We start from the raw sequence: 20,131 nt of genomic DNA, 5'->3' as shown, positions 1-20,131 counted from the left end.
CAATGGCATAGGCTTCAATCAAAATGCGGGGCGACGGTTCAAATCGCGAACCCTGTGACGTAAAATCGGTCCCCAGCCTGCTCGGAGCATTTTTCGATGACGCCCTTCCATCTCGCCTTTCCCGTCCGTGATCTCGATGAAACCCGCGTTTTCTATGGCGAGGTGCTGGGCTGCGCGATCGGCCGCTCGTCGACGACCTGGGTGGACTTCGACCTGTTCGGCCACCAGATGTCGGCGCATCTGCGGCCGCAGGCCGCACAGGCCACCCGAGACGGCAAGGTCGACGGCATCACCGTGCCGATCCCGCATTTCGGCGCCGTGCTCTTGATGGACGACTGGCAGCGCCTGGCGACGCGGCTAGAGGAGCGCGACGACATCGACTGGCTGGAACGGCCGATGGTCCGCTTCAAGGGCGAGTCTGGCGAGCAGGCGACATTGTTCATCCGCGACCCCTCGGGCAATGCCTTGGAATTCAAGGGTTTTCGCTCTCTGGAGCAGGTTTTCGCGCACTAACTCGGGCGCAGGCACCGGTCGGTCAACGACCGAAACGATCCGCCGCAAAGGGTGCGAGGCGCGCGGGATCGCCGCGTCCGGCGATCAGGTCTGCGACCAGCCGCGCCGTGATCGGAGCAAGCGTCAGGCCAAGATGGCCATGACCAAAAGCGTGGATCACTCGGGAATTGCCGCGCGAAGGGCCGATGACCGGTCTGGAATCCGGCAGGGAGGGCCGGAAGCCAAGCCATTCGGATGAAGGTGAGCCTAGCTTGGGAAAGATTTGCCTGACGCCGCGGTCGAGCAGCGCCAGCCGGCGCGGATTTGGCGGCGCGGCAAGCCCACCGAGTTCGACGGTGCCGGCGACCCGCAACCGGCCGGCCATCGGCGTCATGTAGAAACCGAGATCGACGGGACAGACCGGCCGTGTCAGCAGCGGAGCGTCAGTCCGGAATTCCAGGTGATAGCCGCGCTCGGTCTCGAGCGGGATCCTGTCGCCGGCCTGCGCGGCCAGTGCGCGCGACCGTGCACCGGCGGCAATCACCACCGTGCCCGCCTTGATGCTGAAGCCCTGGCCGCTAAGCCGGACAGCGCCGGTCTCGACCTGCAACCCGGTGATTGCCGCTTGCCTCACCGAGGCGCCACGGCCGGCCGCGGCACCGAGCAGTCGCCGCATCACCGTTGCCGGATCGGTCACGTTGATCGAGTCCGGAAAAAACAAGCCATGCGTTGCAGTCGCCGGCAAGCCGGGCTCAAGTGCGGCCACCTCTTGCGGCGTCAGGATCTCCTGATGAACGCCGAATCCGGCGCGCATCGCCCGGCCGCCAGCGGAGGCGGCAAAATCGCTTTCGCGGCGATAGAGGTAAAGACAGCCATTGCGGCGTAGCAAATCTTCCAGGCCGGCTTCCCCAGCCATGTCCTCCCAGGCCGGCAAGGCGTCGGCCAGCAGTCCGGCAAGCGCCAGCGCATTGGCCAGGGTCGCCGCCGGCAGCGATTGCCGCATGAACCGGACCAGCCATGGCGCCAGTTGCAGCAACGCCGGCCAGCGCAGCGAAAACGGGCTGTCGGGATCGAGCAGCAGCTTTGGCAACGCGCGCAGCACGGAAGGAGTGCCGACCGGCATGCAGGCGTATTCGGCGACCGTTCCGGCATTGCCGAACGAGGCGCCGGAGCCCGGCTCATTGGGGTCGATGAGCAGCACTTCGCGACCGTCCGCGGCAAGGCGGAGCGCCGTCGCCAGCCCGACAACACCGGCGCCGACAATGGCGATTTCGACGGTTTCGGAAACTGCCACTGTTGGATCTTCCTGTTTGACCGTGAGCTGCTCTCGGGCCCGCGTGCCGCTCATGTGGTCGCTTGGTTCGGGGTCACGGTCCAGTGTTGATCCCCGGAATCGAATGGGCCAGACTTTCTCGCCTTCAGGCGACAGGCGTCCAGATGACGTCCTCGATTTTCTGCGCGCCGGTGGCCAGCATCACCAGGCGGTCGAAGCCGAGCGCGATGCCGCTGGCCGGCGGCATGATGGCAAGGGCGGCGAGAAAATCCTCGTCGAGGGGATAGCGCTCGCCATAGATGCGCTGTTTCTCGTCCATCTCGAGGACAAAGCGCCGGCGCTGCTCCTCGGCGTCGGTCAGTTCGCCAAAACCGTTGGCGAGCTCGACACCGCAGCAATAGAGCTCGAAACGCTCGGCGACGCGCGGGTCGCGCGGGCTCGGCCGCGCCAGTGCCGCCTCGGCCAGTGGATATTCGCACAGGATCGTCGCCCGCCTTTGCCCGAGGAACGGTTCGACCTTTTCCACCATAACCCGGCTGAACAGGTCGGCCCAGCTGTCGTCGGGCGCGGTGCGCAAGCCGGCGCGGGTCAACGCGGCATACAGCGCATCGCGGTCGGTGCTGCCGTCGGCGGCGACCGTGGCCAGCAGGTCGATGCCGGAATAGTGGGTGAAGGCATCCGCCACCGTCAGCCGTTCCGGCTCAGCAAACGGATCGCAGTCGCGGCCCCGGAAGGAAAAGCACGTCGCCCCTGCCCTCGTCGCGGCCAGCGCCAGAAAGGCGGCGCAATCCAGCATCAGGCTCTCATAGGCCTCGCCCACCCGGTACCATTCGAGCATGGTGAATTCGGGATGATGCAAGGGGCCGCGCTCACGGTTGCGGTAGACCGGACCGAGGCTGAAAATCCTGGTTTCACCGGCGGCGAGCAGCTTCTTGCAGGCGAATTCCGGCGAGGTGTGGAGATAGAGTGGCGACCGCGCGCCGTCCGGCCCAACCACTTCCGTCGCGAAAGCCGCCAGATGCGCCTCGTTGCCGGGCGAGACCTGCAAGGCGGCCGTTTCCACCTCGACGAAATGATGGCTGGCGAACCAGCCGCGCAGGCCGGCGGCGATGCCGTTGCGCAGCATCAGTCGCGGGCGGCGGTCGGCATGGACATGCGGCGTCCACCAGGGCGAAGCTTCTCTCATGGGGCCCAGATCATGGTGGAATGGGGCTGGCGGCGGCGGCCAAGATGCGGTAGGCCCCCATCCAGCGCCGCACTAGCCGGCAAACGCCAGTCAACTCTTCTTGCAGGATTTAAAACCGTGGTGAAAGTCATCGCCAGTTCGCTCCGCAAAGGCAACGTCGTCGACAAGGACGGCAAGCTTTATGTGATCCTCTTTGCCGAAAACATCCACCCAGGCAAGGGCACGCCGGTAACGCAGCTCGACATGCGCCGCATCGGCGACGGGGTGAAGGTTTCGGAGCGCTACCGCACGACCGAGCAGGTGGAGCGCGCCTATGTGGAAGAGCGCGAGCACACCTTCCTCTATCGCGACGGCGAAGGCTTTCATTTCATGAACCCGGAGACTTACGACCAGGTCGCGGTGTCGGAAGCCGTGGTCGGCGACATGGCGCCTTACCTCCTGGAAGGTATGGCCGTGCAGGTGTCGCAGTTCAACGGCATTGCCATTTCCCTGGTGCTGCCGCAGCGCGCCACCTTCGAAGTGGTGGAAACCGAGCCGACGACCAAGGGACAGACGGCCTCGTCCTCCTACAAGCCGGCCGTGCTGTCCAACGGCGTGCGCACGCTTGTGCCACCGCACATCGCGCCGGGCACCCGCGTGGTGGTGATGACGGCGGACGGGGCTTATGTGGAGCGGGCCAAGGACTGAGGGGCGGCTTTTAGCTTCAGGGCGAAGGCGGCTATTCCTCAGCGAGCGACCCTTAGGGACAAGGGATCGAAGGGGCCGGGAGCGGATCGGTCGGCTTTTGCGTTCCGATTGGCGAAAGTCGCCCTTCGGGTCCACCATGACGACGTTTCAGATAGCCCATTTAGATGGACCCGTTGCCATCCGTTGGTTTAACGGGCTTAGGTTATACTGGCTCGAAGGTGGAGGAGCGCATGCCGGGGCAGTTTGCAGTCGGGGTCATCGCCTACGTTTTCGCGGTAAACTTGCTGGCATACGCCACCATGGCGTTCGATAAGGCTATGGCCAAGAACGGTTCCCAACGCATTCCAGAGTCGACGCTTCTTACACTCGCCATCATTGGCGGTAGCATCGGGACTGCGATCGCGCAAAAAACGATCCGGCACAAGACGCGCAAGGAGCCGTTCCGCTCCAGGCTCGCTCGCATCCTCCTGCTCCAAGTCCTCGCGGTAATCGCGATTGAAGTGGGATTGCTCTTTCCGGGATCGCCCGAAACGCTCTCGCAATTCCTCGCATTCTGAGGCGAATTCTGGGCCGAATTCAGACAGGCAGCCTCTGGCGAAAGGATGCGAATTTACTGCCGTTCAACCAATGATGAAGTCTCAGATCGAATTTTGGTGCTTCTTCAAAATTTGCACATATTTAGGATGCGCCACGGCCAGCAACAGCCGATAGCCCGCGAGGACCGATCCGCTCTCAAAACGCGCGTGCAGGTTGACAACACCTGGGCTGCTGCAACATCCTGCCGGTCTTTAGACTGGGAGGTAGCATGACTATTTCGATCAACCGCCGCACCTTTTCCATAGGCGCGAGCGCTCTGGCGCTGGCTGCGGCCGGATTTTCGCCGGCACGCGCGCAGCAGGCATTTTTCCGCATCGGCACGGGCGGAACGTCCGGCACCTATTATCCGGTGGGCGGCCTGATCGCCAACGCCATCTCGGCAACGGGGCCGGCCGGCGTCGAAGGCCTGGTCGCCACCGCCACGTCCTCCAACGGTTCGGTAGCCAACATCAGCGCCATCCAGTCGGGCGCGTCCGAATCGGGCTTCACGCAATCCGACGTCGCGTACTGGGCGCATTCGGGCACCGGCCTCTATGAGGGCAAGCCGAAGGTTGACGACCTGCGCCTCATCGCCACGCTCTATCCCGAGACGATCCATTTGGTCGCGCGTGCCGACGCCGGCATCAAGTCGGTGGCGGATCTCAAGGGCAAGCGCGTCTCCCTTGACGAGCCGGGCTCCGGCACCATCGTCGATGCGCGACTTGTGCTTGGCGCTTACGGTCTGACCGAGAAGGACGTGCAGCCCGAATATCTCAAGCCTGGCCCGGCCGGAGAGCGGCTGCAGGATGGCGCCATGGACGCCTATTTCTTCGTCGGCGGCTATCCGACCGGCGCCATCGTTGAGCTTGCCACCACCAACAACATCACGCTGGTGCCGATCACCGGCCCCGAAGCCGACAAGCTGCTGTCCGAGCAGAAGTTCTTCTCCACCGACACCGTGCCGGAAGGCACCTACAAAAATGTCGGCGAAACCAAGACCATTTCCGTCGCCGCGCAATGGGTGACCAGCGCCAAGCAGACCGACGACCTCGTCTACAAGATCGTCAAATCGCTTTACAGCGACGAGACCCAGAAGGCCCTGCAGGCAGGCCACGCCAAAGGCAAGCTGATCACGCTCCAGAACGCGGTCACCAGCGCCGGCATTCCGTTTCATCCCGGCGCGGAGAGATTCTACAAGGAAGTCGGCGCCCTGAAATAGGAGCCACTTGGACCGGCTGACAACAACGAGGCGGAAGGCATGCTTTCCGCCTCGTTTGTCTGGAAATTCAGGACACGGAACCGGCCATGAGCGACGACGACAAGATCAAGCTTTCCGCAATGGAGTTCGACGAGGAGAAGGCTCGCGAACTGGAGGAGAAATTCGACTCCGAAATCCGCTTCCGGCCACTGACCCGTGTCGCGGGCTGGCTGGTCGGCTTCCTCCTGGTAGCGCTGTCACTGTTTCACTACTACACCGCCGGCTTCGGCCTGCTGCAGGAAATGCTGCACCGGGGCATCCACCTGTCGATGGTGCTGGCGCTGATCTTCCTCGTCTTCCCGGTGGTGAAGAAAAGCTACGACCAGCCCGCGCAGTCCAGCCTGCTGCGGCCGCTCGGCATACCCCTTTTCGACTGGCTGCTGGCGATCGCTGCGGTCGTCGTCGTCATGCACGTGCCTATGATCCCGCTCGACGACCTTGCCTTCCGCGTCGGCAATCCAACGGCGCTCGACGTGGTGTTCGGCCTTATCCTCATCCTGCTTCTCCTGGAGGCAACGCGCCGCTCCGTCGGCATCCCGCTGCCCATCATCGCCGTCGTCTTCATGGCCTACGCGCTGTTTGGGCGGTACATGCCGAGCATTCTAGTGCACCCCGGCGCGTCCGTCTCCCAGCTTGTCGATCACCTTTATCTGACGACGCAGGGCATCTACGGCATCGCGCTCGGCGTCGTCGCCACCTACGTCTTCCACTTCGTGCTGTTCGGCGTCTTCGCCACCCGCATTGGCCTCGGCCAGCTCTTCCTCGACTGCGCGGCGTGGGTCGCCGGCCGCTACGCCGGCGGTCCCGCCAAGGTGTCGATCTTCGGCTCGGCGCTGTTCGGCATGATCTCCGGCTCGTCGGTCGCCAACACCGTCACCGTAGGCTCGCTCACCATCCCGGCGATGATCAAGCTCGGCTACAAGAAACATTTCGCCGCAGCGGTGGAAGCGGCGTCCTCGACCGGCGGTCAGGTGACGCCGCCGATCATGGGCGCAGCGGCCTTCCTGATGATCGAATTTCTCGAACTGCCCTACACGACCATCATCCTGGCCGCCATCGTGCCCGCCTTCATGCACTTCTTCGGCGTGTTCATGCAGGTGCATTTCGAGGCCAAGCGAACCGGCCTCAGGGGGCTCAGGCCGGACGAGATGCCCGACGTCGTCGAGGCGCTGAAGCGGGACTGGCCGACGATCATCCCGCTCGTCGTCCTCATCGGCGTGCTGCTCTCGGGCTACACGCCCTACATGGCCGCCTTTTGGGGCATCACCTTGTGTATTCTCGTCGGCCTGCTCAATCCACGCCGGCGCATGTCGGTCGCCGACATCGTGATGTGCCTGCGCGACGGCGCCAAATATGCGCTCGCCGTCGGAGCCGCCGCCGCGACCGTCGGCATCGTCGTGGGCGTCGTCACCCTGACCGGAGTGGGCTTCAAGCTGTCCTATATCGTCACATCGACGGCTGGACACCTTTCCCTTCTGTTCGGCACCTTCATCCCCGAGGCGATCATCTCGGCTCAGGGCCTGACCCTGCTGTTCACCTTGATCATGACCGGCGTCGTCTGCATCCTGATGGGCTGCGGCATCCCGACGACCGCGAACTACATCATCATGGTGACGATCGCGGCGCCGGCGCTTGTCATGCTCGGCACCGAGCCGATCGTCGCCCACTTCTTCGTGTTCTATTACGGACTGCTGGCGGACATCACGCCACCGGTGGCGCTGGCGGCGTACGCCGCCGCTGGCATGGCGGGGGCGGACCCGTTCAAGACCGGCAACACCGCCTTCCGGCTGGGGATGGGCAAGGCACTGGTTCCTTTCGTGTTCGTCTTCTCGCCATCCCTGCTGCTGGTGACGAAGGATTTCACCTGGCCGAACTTCTTCCTCGCCTTTTTCGGCTGCGTGCTGGGCATCACCTGCCTGGGCGCCTCGCTGTCGCGCTACCTTCTGGTGCGCACACGCCCGTGGGAAAACGTGCTGCTGGTGTTCGCCGCCCTGCTTCTGGTGGCACCCGAACTCTATTCCTCGCTACTCGGCCTCGCGCTTTTCGTCCCGGTCCTGCTGCGCCATTGGAACGCACGCCACACCGAAGAGGCGCAACCAGCCTGATCAGCGCCTCTCCAACGCAATCCTTCCCGGAGTTTCGACGTCGCGCATATGCGCGGTGGGCGGAAAGATGAGAGGGCGAACCATCGAGTCCATGACATTCTGCTGCGGGTTTTCGGCGCCGAGCGAGCTTCAGCATAGTCGCGAAGATGTCTGCTCCTGAGAAGGGGCGATGACCTTGGCGACGACCGGCATCAGGCGCTTAGCTGCCATTCGGCCGCGAACTCACCTTTATCCGCATCGGGTCAAATGCGACCGTTCCGTGGGTCGCCTTTTGCTCGCTTAAGCCAGTTCGGCAAGCAGAGTAGGCGTCACGCCTCAGCGGCACGCCACCACCCTCACGCGCCAACCCGCTTCCCTCGCTTCCCCTTCCCGCCTCGTGCCTCCAGCACCTTCTCCACCTGCCGCTTCAACTCGTCCTTGATGTCAGCCGTCTCGTTCATCAAAGCATCGATCTTCAGGAAATCGAGCACGCGGTATTTCGACACCGCCGGGAGGACCAGGATGTCGGAGCGGCACTGCTTCAGCTTGTTGGCGATGATCGACTGAACCGTCAATTGCGTGGCGCCGTCGGGCCGGCTGAGGTCAATGCGTGTCTCGGGCATTAACCGAAAACGACAAGGCGCAGCGATATATTTCATGAAGCGTGTCGCAAAGGGCCTGCGCAGGCCGTCCTCTGACAGAAGAAGGAGAGCGCCATGCGAAAACTTATCGTCACCGAATTCATCAGCGTCGATGGCATTGCCGAGGTCGAGAAGCTGCCCAGCGTGACCTGGAACGACGAGATGAACAGGTTCAAGGAAGACGAGCTTGCCGATAGCGGCGCCATGCTTTTGGGTCGCACGACCTATGAGATCTTTGCCGGCTCCTGGCCCACGGAAACCGGAGATTTTGCCGACCGGCTCAACGCGCTGCCGAAATATGTCGCCTCGACCAGCCTGAAGGCGCTCGGCTGGAAGCCAGCCGAATTGCTGAAGGGACCGCTGCCGGAAGCGGTCAGGACGCTGAAGCAAACCAGCGGCGGCAACATCTATGTGCATGGCAGCCTCAGCGTCGCGCAGGAATTGCTGCGCCATGGCTTGGTCGACTGCGTCAGGCTGCTCAGCTATCCCGGCGCCGTCGGCCAGGGCAAGCCGCTGTTCCCAGTCGGCGAGTCGCTGCCGTTCGAACTGATTTCTGCCAAGCCGTTCAGCAACGGCGTTGTGGCGCTGGAGTATGCGTCGGTGGCGACGAAGTCGAAGTCGGCTTTCAGGCTTGTATGATAACAGCGCTCGACCCTGGTCAATCCGACGTCGCGCCCGCCCCTTACCCGGCCTTCTTCCCCCGCCTCCCCTTGATGGCGGCGCTATTCCGCGCCTCCACCACCTTTTCCACCTGCCGCTTCAGCTCGTCCTTGATGTCAGCCGTCTCGCTCATCAGGGCGTCGATCTTCAGGAAATCGAGGACGCGGTATCTCGACACCGCCGGTCGGACCAGGATGTCGGGGCGGCACTGCTTCAGCTTGTTGGCGATGATCGACTGCATCATCAGCTGTGTGGCGCCGAACATCAGGTCGACGGAGGTCGGATGTTTGCGGTCGGCCTCTTCCGGCGCGCCGACCACGTCGACGCCGATGATGATGTCGGCATCGTTTTCGATCAAGTCGAACGGCACGGGGTTGTAGATGCCGCCATCGATCAGAAGCCTGCCGTCGCGGGTCACCGGGCGGAACACGGCGGGTATGGCCGCCGACGCCGCAAGCGCGGAGTGCAGGTCGCCGTCATCGAAGACGGCGAGCTTGTGGCCGAAATAGTCCGTCGCCGTCACCTTGAGCGGGATTTTCAGCTCGGCGAAGGTTTCGGGGATCGCCTCGGGCAGGAAGGCCTTGAGGATGCGCTCGACATTGAATTGGCTGACGCGGATGCCGCCCTGCATGGCCTCGGCGATCGTGCCCGGTCGTGCCCGCCACATGCGGCTCGCCACTTCGGCGCGGCGGCCGAGGATCGAGCGGGCATAGTCGTGGATGTCCTTGCCGGTCATGCCTGATGCCATGCCGGCGCCCATGATGGCGCCGATCGACGAGCCGGCTATCGCCACCGGCCTGATGCCCAGTTCGTCCAGCGCCTCGATGACATGGATATGCGCCAGCCCGCGCGCGCCGCCGCCGCCGAAGGCGATGCCGAAGGTCGGGCTCATCCCTTGCCGGCTCCGGCCAGTTTCGGTCCGATGACCATGATGGTCGGCTCGGCCGACAGCAGCTTTTTCGCCGCCGCCTTGACCTGATCGAGCGTCACCGCGCTGATGTAGCCGGCGCGGCGCTGCATGTAGTCGATGCCGAGATCGTCGAGCTGCAGTTCGACCAGCGTCGAGGCGATGGAACTCGACGAGTCCAGATTGTTGATGGCGTAGGCGCCGATCATGTACTTCTTGGTCGCCGCCAGCTCCGCCTCGGTCGGGCCTTCCTCCGCAAGCTGCTTGACGACGTCGCGAACGATCCCAAGCGTCTCGGCCGCGCGGTCGGAGCGGGTGCCGGTGCTGACGATCAGCGCGCTGGCGTGGTCCTGGTTGATCAGCGAGGAGTTGACGCTGTAGGCCAGCCCGCGCTTTTCGCGCACCTCCTGGAACAGGCGCGAGGTGAAGGTGCCGCCGCCGAGGATCTCGTTCATCAGCACGGCGGGAAAGAAATCCGCCGCCTTGCGCTTCACGCCGGGAAAGGCGAGCTGCAGCGAGGTCTGCGGCAGGTCGTAATCGACCTCGATATGCTGCGCCAGCTTCGGGTCGATATCGGCCACCGGCCTCAGCGCCTGGTTCCGCGGCAGGTCGCCGAACACCATGTCGAGCTTCTTCTTCAGCGTCTCGGGATCGATGGCGCCGACCACGGCGACATGCAGGCCGCCGCGCGCGAAGACCGCCTTGTGAAATGCTTTCAGGTCATCCGGCGTGATGGTGGCGATGCTTTCCTTGGTGCCCTGGTCGGAACGGGAATAGGGATGATCACCATAAAGGGCGCGCGCCCATTTGTTCTGCGCGACCGTGTCGGGATCGTTCTCGCCGGCGATGATGCCGGACAGTATCTGGGAGCGGATGCGGTCGATGGGCAGCTGGTCGAAGCGCGGCTCGTTGACCGCCAGCCGCAACAGCTCGAACGCCTGGTCACGCTGCTCGGCCAGCATGCGCATCGAGCCGTAGATGCCGTCGCGACTCTCCTCGAAGCTCATCTCGGCGCCGGCATCGTCGAGCTTGATTTGAAAACCTTCCGAGTCGAACGGACCGGCGCCTTCGTCGAACAGGCCGGTCATCAGATTGGCCAATCCCTCCTTGCCCGGCGGATCCTGCGTCGAGCCGCCGCCGAAAACGAAGCGGATGGCGACGATCGGCACGGAATAATCCTCGACCAGCCAGGCGGTAATGCCTTTTGGCGAGGTGACGGACTGGATGTCCATGGCACGCGCGGTGAGTGCGGGCAGGATCAGGAAGAGAATGGAGAGGAAAAGGGTTGCGAGAGGCGCGCGTGCGCGTATCGCGTTCGTGCTCATCATCATCAATTCCCCGCCTGTTGCTGCGGCAAGAGGTAACCGGTCGTCGATCGGGCGAGCACCAGATAGCGCGCGGCGACGGCCTTGACCTGGTCGGCTGTGACCGTGCGGATGCGGTCCGGCCATTGCTGGACGTCCTGCACATCGCCGCCGGTGGCAAGCGTCGAGCCGTAGATGTTGGCCATCGAATCCTGCTTGTCGCGGGCAAAGATCATCGACCTGACATAGCGGTCCTTGGCTTTTTCCAGCTCCGATGGCGTGACGCCATCCCTGACGATGCGTGCCACTTCCGCATCGACCGCCGCTTCGACGTCGGCGAGCTTGGCATCGCCGCGCGGCGCGCCGTAGACGGTGAAATTGGTGTCGTCGAGCATGGTGCCCTGGAAAAAGGCGCCGGCGCTGGAGGCGATGCCCTGCTGGACGACGAGCGCCTGGTAGAGCCGGCTGCGATTGCCGCCGCCGAGGATTTCCGCCAAAAGGTCGAGCGCTTCCGCTTCGCCCGGCTTGCCCGTGTGATAGGACGGCACCACCCATTGGGTGGAAAAACTCGGCACGCTGACGCGGGCATCGGAGAGCGTCACCGTGCGCTTGGTGTTCTGCTCCGGCTCGACAGGGCGGATGCGGGGCGGCAGATCGGGGCCGCGCGCCACCTTTCCATAGGTCTTTTCGGCCAGCGCCCGCACCGTGTCCGGCTCCACATCGCCGGCCACGATCAGCACGGCGTTGTTGGGCCGGTAGTATTTGTCATAGAAGGCGGTCGCGTCGGTGCGGTTCAGCTGCTGCATCTCCTGCATCCAGCCGATGACGGGAATGCGATAGGGCTGGTTCTGCCACAGCGTGGCATCCACCTCCTCGTCCAGAACCGCCTCCGGATTGTTGTCGATGCGCGAGCGGCGCTCCTCGAGGATGACATCGCGCTCGGTCTTGATGACATCGTCGGTGAGGATGAGGTTGCGCATGCGGTCTGCCTCGAAGCTCATCATCAGTTCGAGCGCCGACGGCGCCACCGTCTCGTGGAAGGCGGTGTAGTCGTAGGAGGTGAAGGCGTTGTTGGAGCCGCCGATGTCGGAGATGGCGCGGTCGAACTCGCCCGCCGCATGATGGGTCGTCGCCTTGAACATCAGATGCTCGAAGAAATGCGCGATGCCCGATTTGCCGGGCGGCTCGTCGGCGCTGCCGATCTTGTACCAGACCATATGGGTGACGATCGGCGCGCGATGGTCGGGAATGACGACGACCTCCATGCCGTTATCGAGCAGGAAATCCGTGACCTTGAACGCGTCCGGCGCGCTGTCGGCCAGCGCCGGGCCGGTGATCGCGAAAGCCAGCGACGTCGCCAGCAGCGTTGCGCGCAGCCATTCAGCCTGAAATGTCATCAATGGCTCCGGTTTCGCTGTTCATCGTTTCACGGAAACGTTGAACCGCTCCATGTCTTTGTTTGGCGCAATTCCGGACGGAAAACCGCTTCACACTTTTCCTGGAATTGCTCTAGGCGGGACGATAGGCAGGGTCTGGGCGACAAGCAAAGTGAATTGTTGGTCATGTTGCCGCCAAAGGCGGCGGCAAAGAGGCCGGCCGTGTATGCCCGGCTATGGATGCATAGGCGGATCAGGCCGCCTTGATGAAGCGGATGACGGTCTCGCCATAGTTGCGTTCGTCCAGCACGGAGAAGCCGGGGCCTGGCTCGAAGGGCGCCACCGCGGCCTCCTCGACCACACACAGCGCGCCGGGGCGGAGCCAGCCGCCGGCCTTGGCCGACTGCAGGGCGCGCTCGCCAAGGCCCTTGCCATATGGCGGGTCGGCGAAGACAAGGCCGAACGGCGCCAAGGTGCCGGCCTCGCCAAGGCCGGTGGCGTCGCGGCGAAAGATCTTGGTGCGGCCGGTCAGGCCGAAGGCCTCGACATTGTCGCGGATCAGGCCACGGCCTTCCGCCGATTCCTCGATGAAGACGCCGTAGGAGGCACCGCGCGACAGCGCTTCGAGCCCAAGCGCGCCGGTGCCGGCGAACAGGTCGAGCACGCGCGCGCCGTCCAATTGCTCGGCAAAGCGATGCGCCAGCACGTTGAAGACCGCCTCGCGGGTGCGATCGGTCGTCGGACGGATGGCGCTCGAGCGAGGCGTCGCCAGGGGACGCCCGCGAAACTCACCGCCGACGATTCTCATCTCGCTTTGGGGCCTCTGGGACCACTTCGCGGCCGCTCCCCGCCACCAGCGCCACCCGGACGCTCGCCGCGCGGCTTGCCGAATGGCTTTGCACCGGCGGGTTTGCCATAGGACGGCTTGAACGACGCCTTGCGCGCCTTGGCGTCAGCCGCCTTGGCGGCGTCTGCCTCAGCCCGGCCCTTGCCGATCGGCCGCGCGCCCGGCGCCATCCAGACGTTGGCCTTGCGCTGGCCGGGCGGCTCGATCGGCCGCTGCTCGCGCTCGGATTTCTTGCCACCGCCCGGCCTGCCGCCAAAAGCACCGCGCGGTTTGTCACCAAAGCCGCCGCGCGGCTTATCGGCAAAATTGCCGCGGGGCTTGTCGCCAAAGCTGCGTTCGGGACGCGGACCCCGCTCGCCAAAGCTCTTCTCGGACCCTGCGCTCCTGTCGGGGCTTGTCGACAGCTTGCCCAGCGCCTCGTCGCGGCTGCCTTCGCGGCGTTTGCGGTTCTTGATCAACCCGCCCTCGCCGATCGGACGGCGCTCGCCGTCGCGGGTGAATTTCGGCCTTTCCGGCTCCGGCTCACGGATTTCGGTGCGCCGCACCGGCTTGTTGGAAAACGGTTTGGTGACATCGGCGTCGAAATTGGCGCCTGATTCCTCGACCAGGCGTTCGCCAAGCTGGTCGCGCAACACCCTGCCCTTGATCTCCAGCACATGGCCCTCGGCAAGGTCATCGAGCTGGAACGGGCCGTAGGAAATGCGGATCAGCCGCGTCACGTCGAGGCCGAGCGATCCGAGGATGTTCCTGACTTCGCGGTTCTTGCCCTCGCGCAGGCCGATCGTCAGCCAGGCATTGGTGCCTTGCTCACGGTCGAGCGTCGCTTCGATGGCGCCGTAAAACACGCCGTCGACGGCAATACCCTCACGCAGGCCGGCAAGCGCGCTCTCCTCGACCTTGCCGTGGACGCGCACGCGGTAGCGGCGCAGCCAGCCGGTGGCCGGCAGTTCGAGCACGCGCGACAGGCCGCCATCGTTGGTGAGCAGCAGCAGGCCTTCGGTGTTGATATCCAGCCGGCCGATGGTCATCAGCCGCGGCAATTCGGCCGGAAGCACGTCGAAGACGGTCTTGCGGCCCTCGGGATCGCGGTTGGTTGTGACGACGCCGGCCGGCTTGTGGAACAGGAACAGCCGCGTGCGCTCGATCGGCGGGATTTCCATGCCGTCGAGATGGATGATGTCGTTCGGCATCACGTTGAAGGCCGGCGAAGTCAGGGCGCGGCCATTGACCTTGACGCGACCGGCGGCGATCAGTTCCTCGGCATCGCGGCGCGAGGCCAGGCCGGCACGCGCCAGCCGCTTGGCGATGCGTTCGCCTGCCTCTTCCGCAGCCTCGGCGGGACGCGGGCGCGGCTTGAAGCTGCCGCCTGACGCACTTTGCGGCCGATCATTGAAATCCCGCTTCGGGCGATCGCTGAAATCACGCTTGGGGCGATCAGCGAAGTCACGCTTCGGGCGATCGCCAGCATCGCGCGGCGCGCGGTCGCCAAAATCACGCTTGGGACGGTCGAAGCGCTTTTCGCCGCCCGCTGCCGCCGCAGCCGGCCGGTCGCCACGCGGCGCATAAGGTTTGCGCGGCCCTTCGCGCTTTTCATGGGGCTTGCCTTCGGGGCGCGGACCTTTGTGGAATGGTCTTTCGGCGCGCGGGGCGCCACCCTCACCGGCTTCGCGCGGCTTGTAGTCGCGCTTCGGCCGTTCGCCTGCGGCCGCCATCGGCCGATCACCGCGTGGCGCGTAGGGCTTGCGTGGCCCTTCGCGCTTTTCATAGGGCTTGCGTTCGCCCTCGGTCGCCATCGGGCGGTCGCCGCGCGGTGCGTAGGGCTTGCGTGGCCCCTCACGCTTCTCAAAAGGCTTGCCTTCGGGACGCGGACCTTCGCTGAACGGCTTGTCACCGCCCTTGAAGTCGCGCTTCGGCCGCTCGCCATCGGCGGCCATCGGCCGATCGCCACGCGGAGCGTAAGGTTTCTTGGCGCCAAAGGACGGCTTGCCGCCTTTGCCGGCGGCGCCATCACGGCTGCGCGGTCCCGCGGCTTTCGGGCCACTCCTGGCCGGACCCTTCTTGGGTCGGAATTTCTTGTCGTTGTCGTCCATGTGGCCTTTATCCGTTTGCGCTGCTACAGCGTGGCGCATCCTTTCGGGCGCGCAACGAACGCTGTAGCACTTTTGATGTGGCGCATGATCATTTCCGAAAACCGAGTCCCGATTTTCGAGGTCATGCGCTCAATAACAGGATCACCGTCAGGTGGCGAGGAGATAATCGGAATGGAAATCGCGTGAAGCGGCCCGATTTCATGGCGCTGGCGCTGAAGGAGGCCGAAGCTGCCTCCTTGCGTGGCGAAGTGCCGGTCGGCGCCGTCATCGCCAACGGCGATGGCGTTGTCGCCAGCGCCGGCAACCGCACCCGCGAACTTGCCGACCCGACCGCGCATGCCGAGATGCTGGTCATCCGCGAAGCCTGCCGCAAACTGTCGGCCGAGCGGCTCACCGGCCATGACCTTTATGTAACGCTTGAGCCTTGCGCCATGTGCGCCGGCGCCATTTCCTTCGCCCGGCTGCGCCGGCTCTATTTCGGCGCCGCCGACGACAAGGGCGGTGCGGTGGTCAATGGCGTACGCTTCTTCGCCTCACCGACCTGCCACCACGCGCCCGACATCTATCCGGGCATGGGCGAGACCGAAGCGGCTGCGCTGCTCAAAGGATTTTTCCGGGAACGGCGCGGCTGAACCGGGCACCCTTCGGCAGGAAACAACAAAGAGGCGGTTTTTACAGGGACGGCATCCAGTCGAACCAGCCGCTGCCCTTCTTGCCTTCCGCCTCTCTCTTGAGACGGCGTTCCTTCTTATACTCGTCCTCGCCAAGCTCATTTTGCGGCGCCGTGCCGGCTGCGACGCGATACTGTACCGGCGGTTCGCTGAGATATTTTCGGGTGTTCGGATCGCCCTGCTTGCTATCGGCGAGACGACGCTGGATCTCGGCGGCGCGACCCTTGTCGGAATCGGCGGGTGTCCACGCCGGCGGGTGGCTCGAGCCTGATTCCGCCATTGCCCTCTTCACCGAGGCCGGATCGGTCTGCACGTCGTCGACAATCTCCGACTGGTAAGCCGGATCGTTCTGATGGGCGGTGGCGTCGGCTCGAAGGCGGGCGCGGCGCTGCTCGGGCGATTCGGGCCATTCGGCGCTTGCCGTCTCGATGCTGTCCTGCGGTGCCGGCAGCGCTTCCTTCTGGCCTGGCGCCGGCTTCACCAGCGTCGGGCGCGGCTTGTAATCGATCTGTTCCTTGCGCTTCGGCGCGAATGAAAAGGCGCCCGAAATATCGCCGGCCAGCTGTTCGCCGGCGGTCTTGTCGGTGCCATAGGTCGGAGACCCCATGCAGCCGGACAAAGCGAGGCCCGATGCGACAAGCGGCGCCAGCAGCGCCAGGCGCGCATTATATCTCTCGGTCATGCCAAAAAGTCCCACTGTAGACAGCCTCTCGATTGCCACCGGCCTCATGACCGGTCCCCATCGTCCAAGCACTTGCGACGGAAATCCGGCGACAATTTGTCTTCCGGAGTTTCGCGTGTTTACCTCAACCACTCGTTAAGGGCAACGCGCGGGCGGTTTTCGCCCGCCCGGCGTGGCATTTGTGCACCGATCAAGCTGGCCGGCCGGCCTGTCAAAGCCGGCCAAGCGCCTTCAATTCGTGCAGCACCGCCGCATCGCGCGCCGAAACATCAGGGAATTCCGGATCCCGGCCGACATCGGCGGTGTAGCGCCAGGACCGTGCGCATTTCACCAGGCCGCGATCCTCGGCCTTTTCGACCACCACGGCGACACCCCTGACGTCGTCAAGCGTGAAGGCACCCGCAGGCGCTTCGCCATGAGCGATGACCAGATCGCTGGTGATCGCCATCTCGGCCATGTCGACATCGGATATCGCCGCTTCGAGCGCTGCATCGTTGATGGTGACGACCGGCACTGCTTCCAGCGACGACCCGATCACCTTCTGGGCGCGCGCGATCTCCAGCGCGCCGGTGACGACACGCCGCACCTGCCGCACCTGGCGCCATTTTTCCGCCAGCGCCTCGTTCTTCCAGTCCGCCGGGATCTGCGGGAACTGGTCAAGATGCACCGAGACGGCGTCGGGATGACGATCGAGCCAGGCCTCTTCCATGGTGAAGGGCAGCATCGGCGCCAGCCATTTCACCAGGCAATTGAAGAGATGGCGAACCACCTGCACCGAAGCCTTGCGTTTCACACTCGACGGCGCGTCACAGTAGAGCGCGTCCTTGCGGATGTCGAAATAAAACGCCGACAGCTCGACTACCATGAAATCGAGCAGCATGCGGGTGATGCGCTTGAATTCGAAGGCGTCGTAGCCCGAGCGCACGACCTCATCGAGCTCGGCCAGCCGGTGCAGCATCAGCCGCTCCAGCTCCGGCATCTTTTCCAGCGGCACCTCCTCGCCATCGTCATGGGCGAGCGTGCCCAGCATCCAGCGGATGGTGTTGCGCAGCTTGCGGTAGGCGTCGATGTTGGTCTGCAGCACGTTCTTGCCGAGCCGCTGATCTTCCCAGTAGTCCGTCGTCACCACCCACAGACGCAGGATGTCGGCGCCCGACTGCTTGATGACGTCCTGCGGAACGACGGTGTTGCCGAGCGATTTCGACATCTTGCGGCCGTCCTCGTCCATGGTGAAGCCATGGGTGACGACGGTGTCGTATGGCGCCCTGCCCCTGGTGCCGCAGCTTTCCAGCAGCGAGGAATGGAACCAGCCGCGATGCTGGTCGGAGCCTTCGAGATAAACGTCGGCCGGCCATTTCAGGTCAGGACGATCCTCCAGCGTGAAGGCGTGCGTCGAGCCCGAATCGAACCAGACGTCGAGGATGTCCATCACCTGCTTCCATTTGGAGGCATCATGATTGCCGAGGAAACGCTCCTTGGCGCCGGCGGCGAACCAGGCGTCGGCGCCCTCCTGTTCGAAGGCGTCCATGATGCGCTGGTTGACCGCTTCGTCCTTAAGCACATTGCCGTCGGCATCGGCGAAGACGGCGATCGGCACGCCCCAGGCGCGCTGGCGCGACAGCACCCAGTCCGGGCGCTCCTCGATCATGGCGCGGATGCGGTTCTGGCCGGCAGCGGGCACAAAGCGAGTGTCGTCGATCGCCTTCAGCGCGCGGCTGCGCAGCGTCGAGCCGTCGCCGAGGTCCTTGTCCATATAGACGAACCATTGCGGCGTGTTGCGGAAGATGATCGGTTTTTTGGACCGCCATGAATGGGGATAGCTGTGCTTCAGCCGGCCGCGCGCGAACAGCGCGTTGCGTTTGATCAGCTCGTCGATGACGACCTGGTTGGCATTGCCCTTCTTGCCGTTGTCGTCGATGACACGCGCCGGCCCACCCTCGCGATCCGTGCCGAAACCCGGAGCATCCTTGGTGAAGAAGCCGCCATCGTCGACGGTGAACGGGATGGCGCTGTCAATGCCGCGTGCACGCAAATCCACCGCCGCATCCATCCAGGCGTCAAAGTCCTCGCGGCCGTGGCCGGGCGCGGTGTGGACGAAGCCGGTGCCGGCGTCGTCGGTGACATGGTCGCCGGCGAGCATCGGAACGGCAAATTCGTAGCCGCCGCCAAAGCCCTTGAACGGATGCGAAAGCGTAAGGCTTCCAAGCTCTTGCGCCGAAACGCTGCGGAGACGATTCAAGGTGACCTTGGCCTTGGCCGAGGCGTCTTCGGCCAGTGCGTCGGCAAAGATCAGCTTTTCGCCCGGCTGCGGGCCGAACGCGTTCTCGGCCGCGGTGACCTCGTAGAGGCCATAGCTGATGCGCGGCGAATAGTTGACGGCGCGGTTGCCGGGGATGGTCCAGGGCGTCGTCGTCCAGATGACGACATGGGCCTGCAGCAGGTCGAGCGCTCCCTCCGTCAGTTTGGTCTCACCATCATCGATGGGACGGACCAGGCTGGCGACCGGAAACTTCGCCCAGATCGTGTCGGACTCATAGTCCTGGTACTCGACCTCGGCCTCGGCCAGTGCCGTGCGCTCGACCACGCTCCACATCACCGGCTTGGAGCCTCGATAGAGCTGGCCCGACATGGCGAATTTCAGCAGCTCGCCGGCGATCCGCGCCTCGGCATGGAAAGCCATCGTCGTATACGGGTTCTTGAAGTCACCGATGACGCCGAGCCGCTGGAACTCACCGCCCTGCACCGTGATCCAATGCGCGGCGAACTCACGGCATTCCTTGCGGAATTCGTTGACCGGCACCTCGTCCTTGTTCTTGCCCTTTGCGCGGTACTGCTCCTCGATCTTCCATTCGATCGGCAGGCCATGGCAGTCCCAGCCGGGCACATAGTTCGAGTCATAGCCGCGCATCTGGAACGAGCGGGTGATGACGTCCTTGAGGATCTTGTTCAGCGCATGGCCGATATGGATGTTGCCGTTGGCGTATGGCGGGCCGTCATGCAGCACGTATTTCGTGCGGCCGGCAGCATCCTCGCGCAGCTTGCGGTAGAGGTCCATGTCCTGCCAGCGCTTGACCAGCAGCGGCTCCTTCTCCGGCAAGCCGGCGCGCATCGGAAAATCCGTCTGCGGCAGATAGAGCGTCTTGGAATAGTCGATCGTTTCAGCGGTGTCGGTCATTGGTCTGCCATGTGCATTGCCCGGCGGCAAAGGAGCTCGGGCGTTGAACTATACTTTTGAGCATGTCGTTTTCCCAAAACCGGGGCCACTTTTGGGCGACATGCCTGATGATCTGGAAAAAGCGCGAGAGGCCGCGCGCAAGATTCCCGGCGGCTCCGGCGGCGTTCAGGCCGCCCGGAACACCGGGCCGGTAATTCGTATCGTCAGCGCGTGAAGGCGCGA

The 20,131-nt window shown here is 64.3% G+C and carries 17 protein-coding genes and 1 pseudogene; 8 read left to right on the top strand and 10 right to left on the bottom strand.

From position 1 onward, the window contains the following. Positions 1 to 96 precede the first annotated feature (96 nt). On the top strand, positions 97 to 513 hold the full coding sequence (locus ASD12_RS26895) for a VOC family protein (RefSeq protein WP_056593787.1): 417 nt from the start codon (positions 97 to 99) through the stop codon (positions 511 to 513). Positions 514 to 535: 22 nt separating this feature from the next. Here ASD12_RS26895 and ASD12_RS26890 read toward each other — a convergent pair whose 3' ends face one another. Both ASD12_RS26890 and epmA read right to left on the bottom strand, forming a co-directional pair. Further along, positions 536 to 1,786 carry an FAD-dependent oxidoreductase gene (locus tag ASD12_RS26890; RefSeq protein WP_056593783.1) on the bottom strand — a complete coding sequence of 417 codons (1,251 nt, stop codon included), beginning with the start codon at positions 1,784 to 1,786 and terminating at the stop codon, positions 536 to 538. Positions 1,787 to 1,910: 124 nt separating this feature from the next. Beyond that, positions 1,911 to 2,951, bottom strand: a complete 1,041-nt coding sequence (gene epmA / locus ASD12_RS26885; RefSeq protein WP_056593780.1) for an EF-P lysine aminoacylase EpmA — start codon at positions 2,949 to 2,951, stop codon at positions 1,911 to 1,913. A 117-nt stretch (positions 2,952 to 3,068) separates the two neighbouring features. Between epmA and efp the strand changes: the two genes are divergently transcribed. From efp to ASD12_RS26865, 4 genes are all read left to right on the top strand, one after another. Then, positions 3,069 to 3,638: an elongation factor P gene (gene efp, locus ASD12_RS26880; RefSeq protein WP_013532351.1), complete on the top strand. Its 570-nt coding sequence runs from the start codon at positions 3,069 to 3,071 to the stop codon at positions 3,636 to 3,638. Between the two features lie 230 nt (positions 3,639 to 3,868). Then, a complete protein-coding gene (locus ASD12_RS26875; protein WP_056593777.1) occupies positions 3,869 to 4,195 on the top strand; it encodes a DUF1294 domain-containing protein in 327 nt (108 codons plus the stop codon). A gap of 248 nt (positions 4,196 to 4,443) precedes the next feature. Next, positions 4,444 to 5,433: a TAXI family TRAP transporter solute-binding subunit gene (locus tag ASD12_RS26870; RefSeq protein WP_056593774.1), complete on the top strand. Its 990-nt coding sequence runs from the start codon at positions 4,444 to 4,446 to the stop codon at positions 5,431 to 5,433. An 86-nt stretch (positions 5,434 to 5,519) separates the two neighbouring features. Beyond that, positions 5,520 to 7,577: a TRAP transporter permease gene (locus ASD12_RS26865; protein ID WP_056593772.1), complete on the top strand. Its 2,058-nt coding sequence runs from the start codon at positions 5,520 to 5,522 to the stop codon at positions 7,575 to 7,577. A gap of 335 nt (positions 7,578 to 7,912) precedes the next feature. On the opposite strand, the pseudogene ASD12_RS26860 reads toward ASD12_RS26865, so the two are convergent. Next, positions 7,913 to 8,143: pseudogene (locus ASD12_RS26860) on the bottom strand (patatin-like phospholipase family protein); the annotation flags it as partial. Between the two features lie 129 nt (positions 8,144 to 8,272). Here ASD12_RS26860 and ASD12_RS26855 point away from each other — a divergent pair. After that, positions 8,273 to 8,836 (top strand): dihydrofolate reductase family protein, encoded by a 564-nt coding sequence (locus ASD12_RS26855; protein ID WP_056593766.1) that lies wholly within the window; start codon positions 8,273 to 8,275, stop codon positions 8,834 to 8,836. A 43-nt stretch (positions 8,837 to 8,879) separates the two neighbouring features. Here ASD12_RS26855 and ASD12_RS26850 read toward each other — a convergent pair whose 3' ends face one another. The 5 genes from ASD12_RS26850 to ASD12_RS26830 all read right to left on the bottom strand — a co-directional run bounded on the left by ASD12_RS26850 (position 8,880) and on the right by ASD12_RS26830 (position 15,381). Then, positions 8,880 to 9,749 carry a patatin-like phospholipase family protein gene (locus tag ASD12_RS26850; protein WP_056593763.1) on the bottom strand — a complete coding sequence of 290 codons (870 nt, stop codon included), beginning with the start codon at positions 9,747 to 9,749 and terminating at the stop codon, positions 8,880 to 8,882. Further along, positions 9,746 to 11,092, bottom strand: coding sequence for a pitrilysin family protein (locus tag ASD12_RS26845; RefSeq protein WP_244482992.1), 1,347 nt, complete (start codon positions 11,090 to 11,092; stop codon positions 9,746 to 9,748). Before ASD12_RS26845 ends, ASD12_RS26850 begins: the two co-directional genes overlap by 4 nt. 2 nt (positions 11,093 to 11,094) lie before the next feature. After that, positions 11,095 to 12,465, bottom strand: coding sequence for a pitrilysin family protein (locus tag ASD12_RS26840; RefSeq protein ID WP_056593757.1), 1,371 nt, complete (start codon positions 12,463 to 12,465; stop codon positions 11,095 to 11,097). A gap of 232 nt (positions 12,466 to 12,697) precedes the next feature. Beyond that, complete coding sequence (gene rsmD / locus ASD12_RS26835; protein WP_056593754.1) at positions 12,698 to 13,252, bottom strand: 16S rRNA (guanine(966)-N(2))-methyltransferase RsmD; 555 nt, start codon at positions 13,250 to 13,252, stop codon at positions 12,698 to 12,700. After that, the gene (locus tag ASD12_RS26830; RefSeq protein ID WP_056593751.1) at positions 13,249 to 15,381 is read right to left on the bottom strand and encodes a pseudouridine synthase; all 2,133 of its coding nucleotides are present in this window, start codon (positions 15,379 to 15,381) and stop codon (positions 13,249 to 13,251) included. The genes rsmD and ASD12_RS26830 overlap by 4 nt, the downstream gene beginning before the upstream one ends. Positions 15,382 to 15,563: 182 nt before the next feature. On the opposite strand from ASD12_RS26830, the gene ASD12_RS26825 reads away from it, so the two are divergent. Continuing rightward, positions 15,564 to 16,013, top strand: coding sequence for a nucleoside deaminase (locus tag ASD12_RS26825; protein ID WP_056593748.1), 450 nt, complete (start codon positions 15,564 to 15,566; stop codon positions 16,011 to 16,013). A gap of 40 nt (positions 16,014 to 16,053) precedes the next feature. On the opposite strand, the gene ASD12_RS26820 is transcribed toward ASD12_RS26825, so the two are convergent. Together ASD12_RS26820 and ileS are read right to left on the bottom strand one after the other, a co-directional pair. After that, positions 16,054 to 16,734, bottom strand: coding sequence for a hypothetical protein (locus tag ASD12_RS26820; RefSeq protein WP_082525706.1), 681 nt, complete (start codon positions 16,732 to 16,734; stop codon positions 16,054 to 16,056). A gap of 211 nt (positions 16,735 to 16,945) precedes the next feature. After that, on the bottom strand, positions 16,946 to 19,909 hold the full coding sequence (gene ileS / locus ASD12_RS26815; protein ID WP_082525705.1) for an isoleucine--tRNA ligase: 2,964 nt from the start codon (positions 19,907 to 19,909) through the stop codon (positions 16,946 to 16,948). 43 nt (positions 19,910 to 19,952) lie between these two features. On the opposite strand from ileS, the gene ASD12_RS34700 reads away from it, so the two are divergent. Continuing rightward, complete coding sequence (locus ASD12_RS34700) at positions 19,953 to 20,123, top strand: hypothetical protein (RefSeq protein WP_156388990.1); 171 nt, start codon at positions 19,953 to 19,955, stop codon at positions 20,121 to 20,123. Positions 20,124 to 20,131: the final 8 nt, after the last annotated feature.

The sequence above is a fragment of the Mesorhizobium sp. Root102 genome, assembly GCF_001425625.1.
GTDB lineage: Bacteria > Pseudomonadota > Alphaproteobacteria > Rhizobiales > Rhizobiaceae > Mesorhizobium.
The sequence above is the reverse complement of the archived record's forward strand: the minus strand, read 5'-3'. Positions and strand labels throughout refer to the sequence as shown.

Coding starts and splice junctions, on each gene's coding strand:
- ASD12_RS26895 (WP_056593787.1), top strand. CDS start 97: ATGACGCCCTTCCATCTCGCCTTTCCCGTCCGTGATCTCGATGAAACC.
- epmA (WP_056593780.1), bottom strand. CDS start 2,951: ATGAGAGAAGCTTCGCCCTGGTGGACGCCGCATGTCCATGCCGACCGC.
- ASD12_RS26875 (WP_056593777.1), top strand. CDS start 3,869: ATGCCGGGGCAGTTTGCAGTCGGGGTCATCGCCTACGTTTTCGCGGTA.
- ASD12_RS26870 (WP_056593774.1), top strand. CDS start 4,444: ATGACTATTTCGATCAACCGCCGCACCTTTTCCATAGGCGCGAGCGCT.
- ASD12_RS26865 (WP_056593772.1), top strand. CDS start 5,520: ATGAGCGACGACGACAAGATCAAGCTTTCCGCAATGGAGTTCGACGAG.
- ASD12_RS26855 (WP_056593766.1), top strand. CDS start 8,273: ATGCGAAAACTTATCGTCACCGAATTCATCAGCGTCGATGGCATTGCC.
- ASD12_RS26850 (WP_056593763.1), bottom strand. CDS start 9,749: ATGAGCCCGACCTTCGGCATCGCCTTCGGCGGCGGCGGCGCGCGCGGG.
- ASD12_RS26845 (WP_244482992.1), bottom strand. CDS start 11,092: ATGATGAGCACGAACGCGATACGCGCACGCGCGCCTCTCGCAACCCTT.
- ASD12_RS26840 (WP_056593757.1), bottom strand. CDS start 12,465: ATGACATTTCAGGCTGAATGGCTGCGCGCAACGCTGCTGGCGACGTCG.
- rsmD (WP_056593754.1), bottom strand. CDS start 13,252: ATGAGAATCGTCGGCGGTGAGTTTCGCGGGCGTCCCCTGGCGACGCCT.
- ASD12_RS26830 (WP_056593751.1), bottom strand. CDS start 15,381: ATGGACGACAACGACAAGAAATTCCGACCCAAGAAGGGTCCGGCCAGG.
- ASD12_RS26820 (WP_082525706.1), bottom strand. CDS start 16,734: ATGACCGAGAGATATAATGCGCGCCTGGCGCTGCTGGCGCCGCTTGTC.
- ileS (WP_082525705.1), bottom strand. CDS start 19,909: ATGACCGACACCGCTGAAACGATCGACTATTCCAAGACGCTCTATCTG.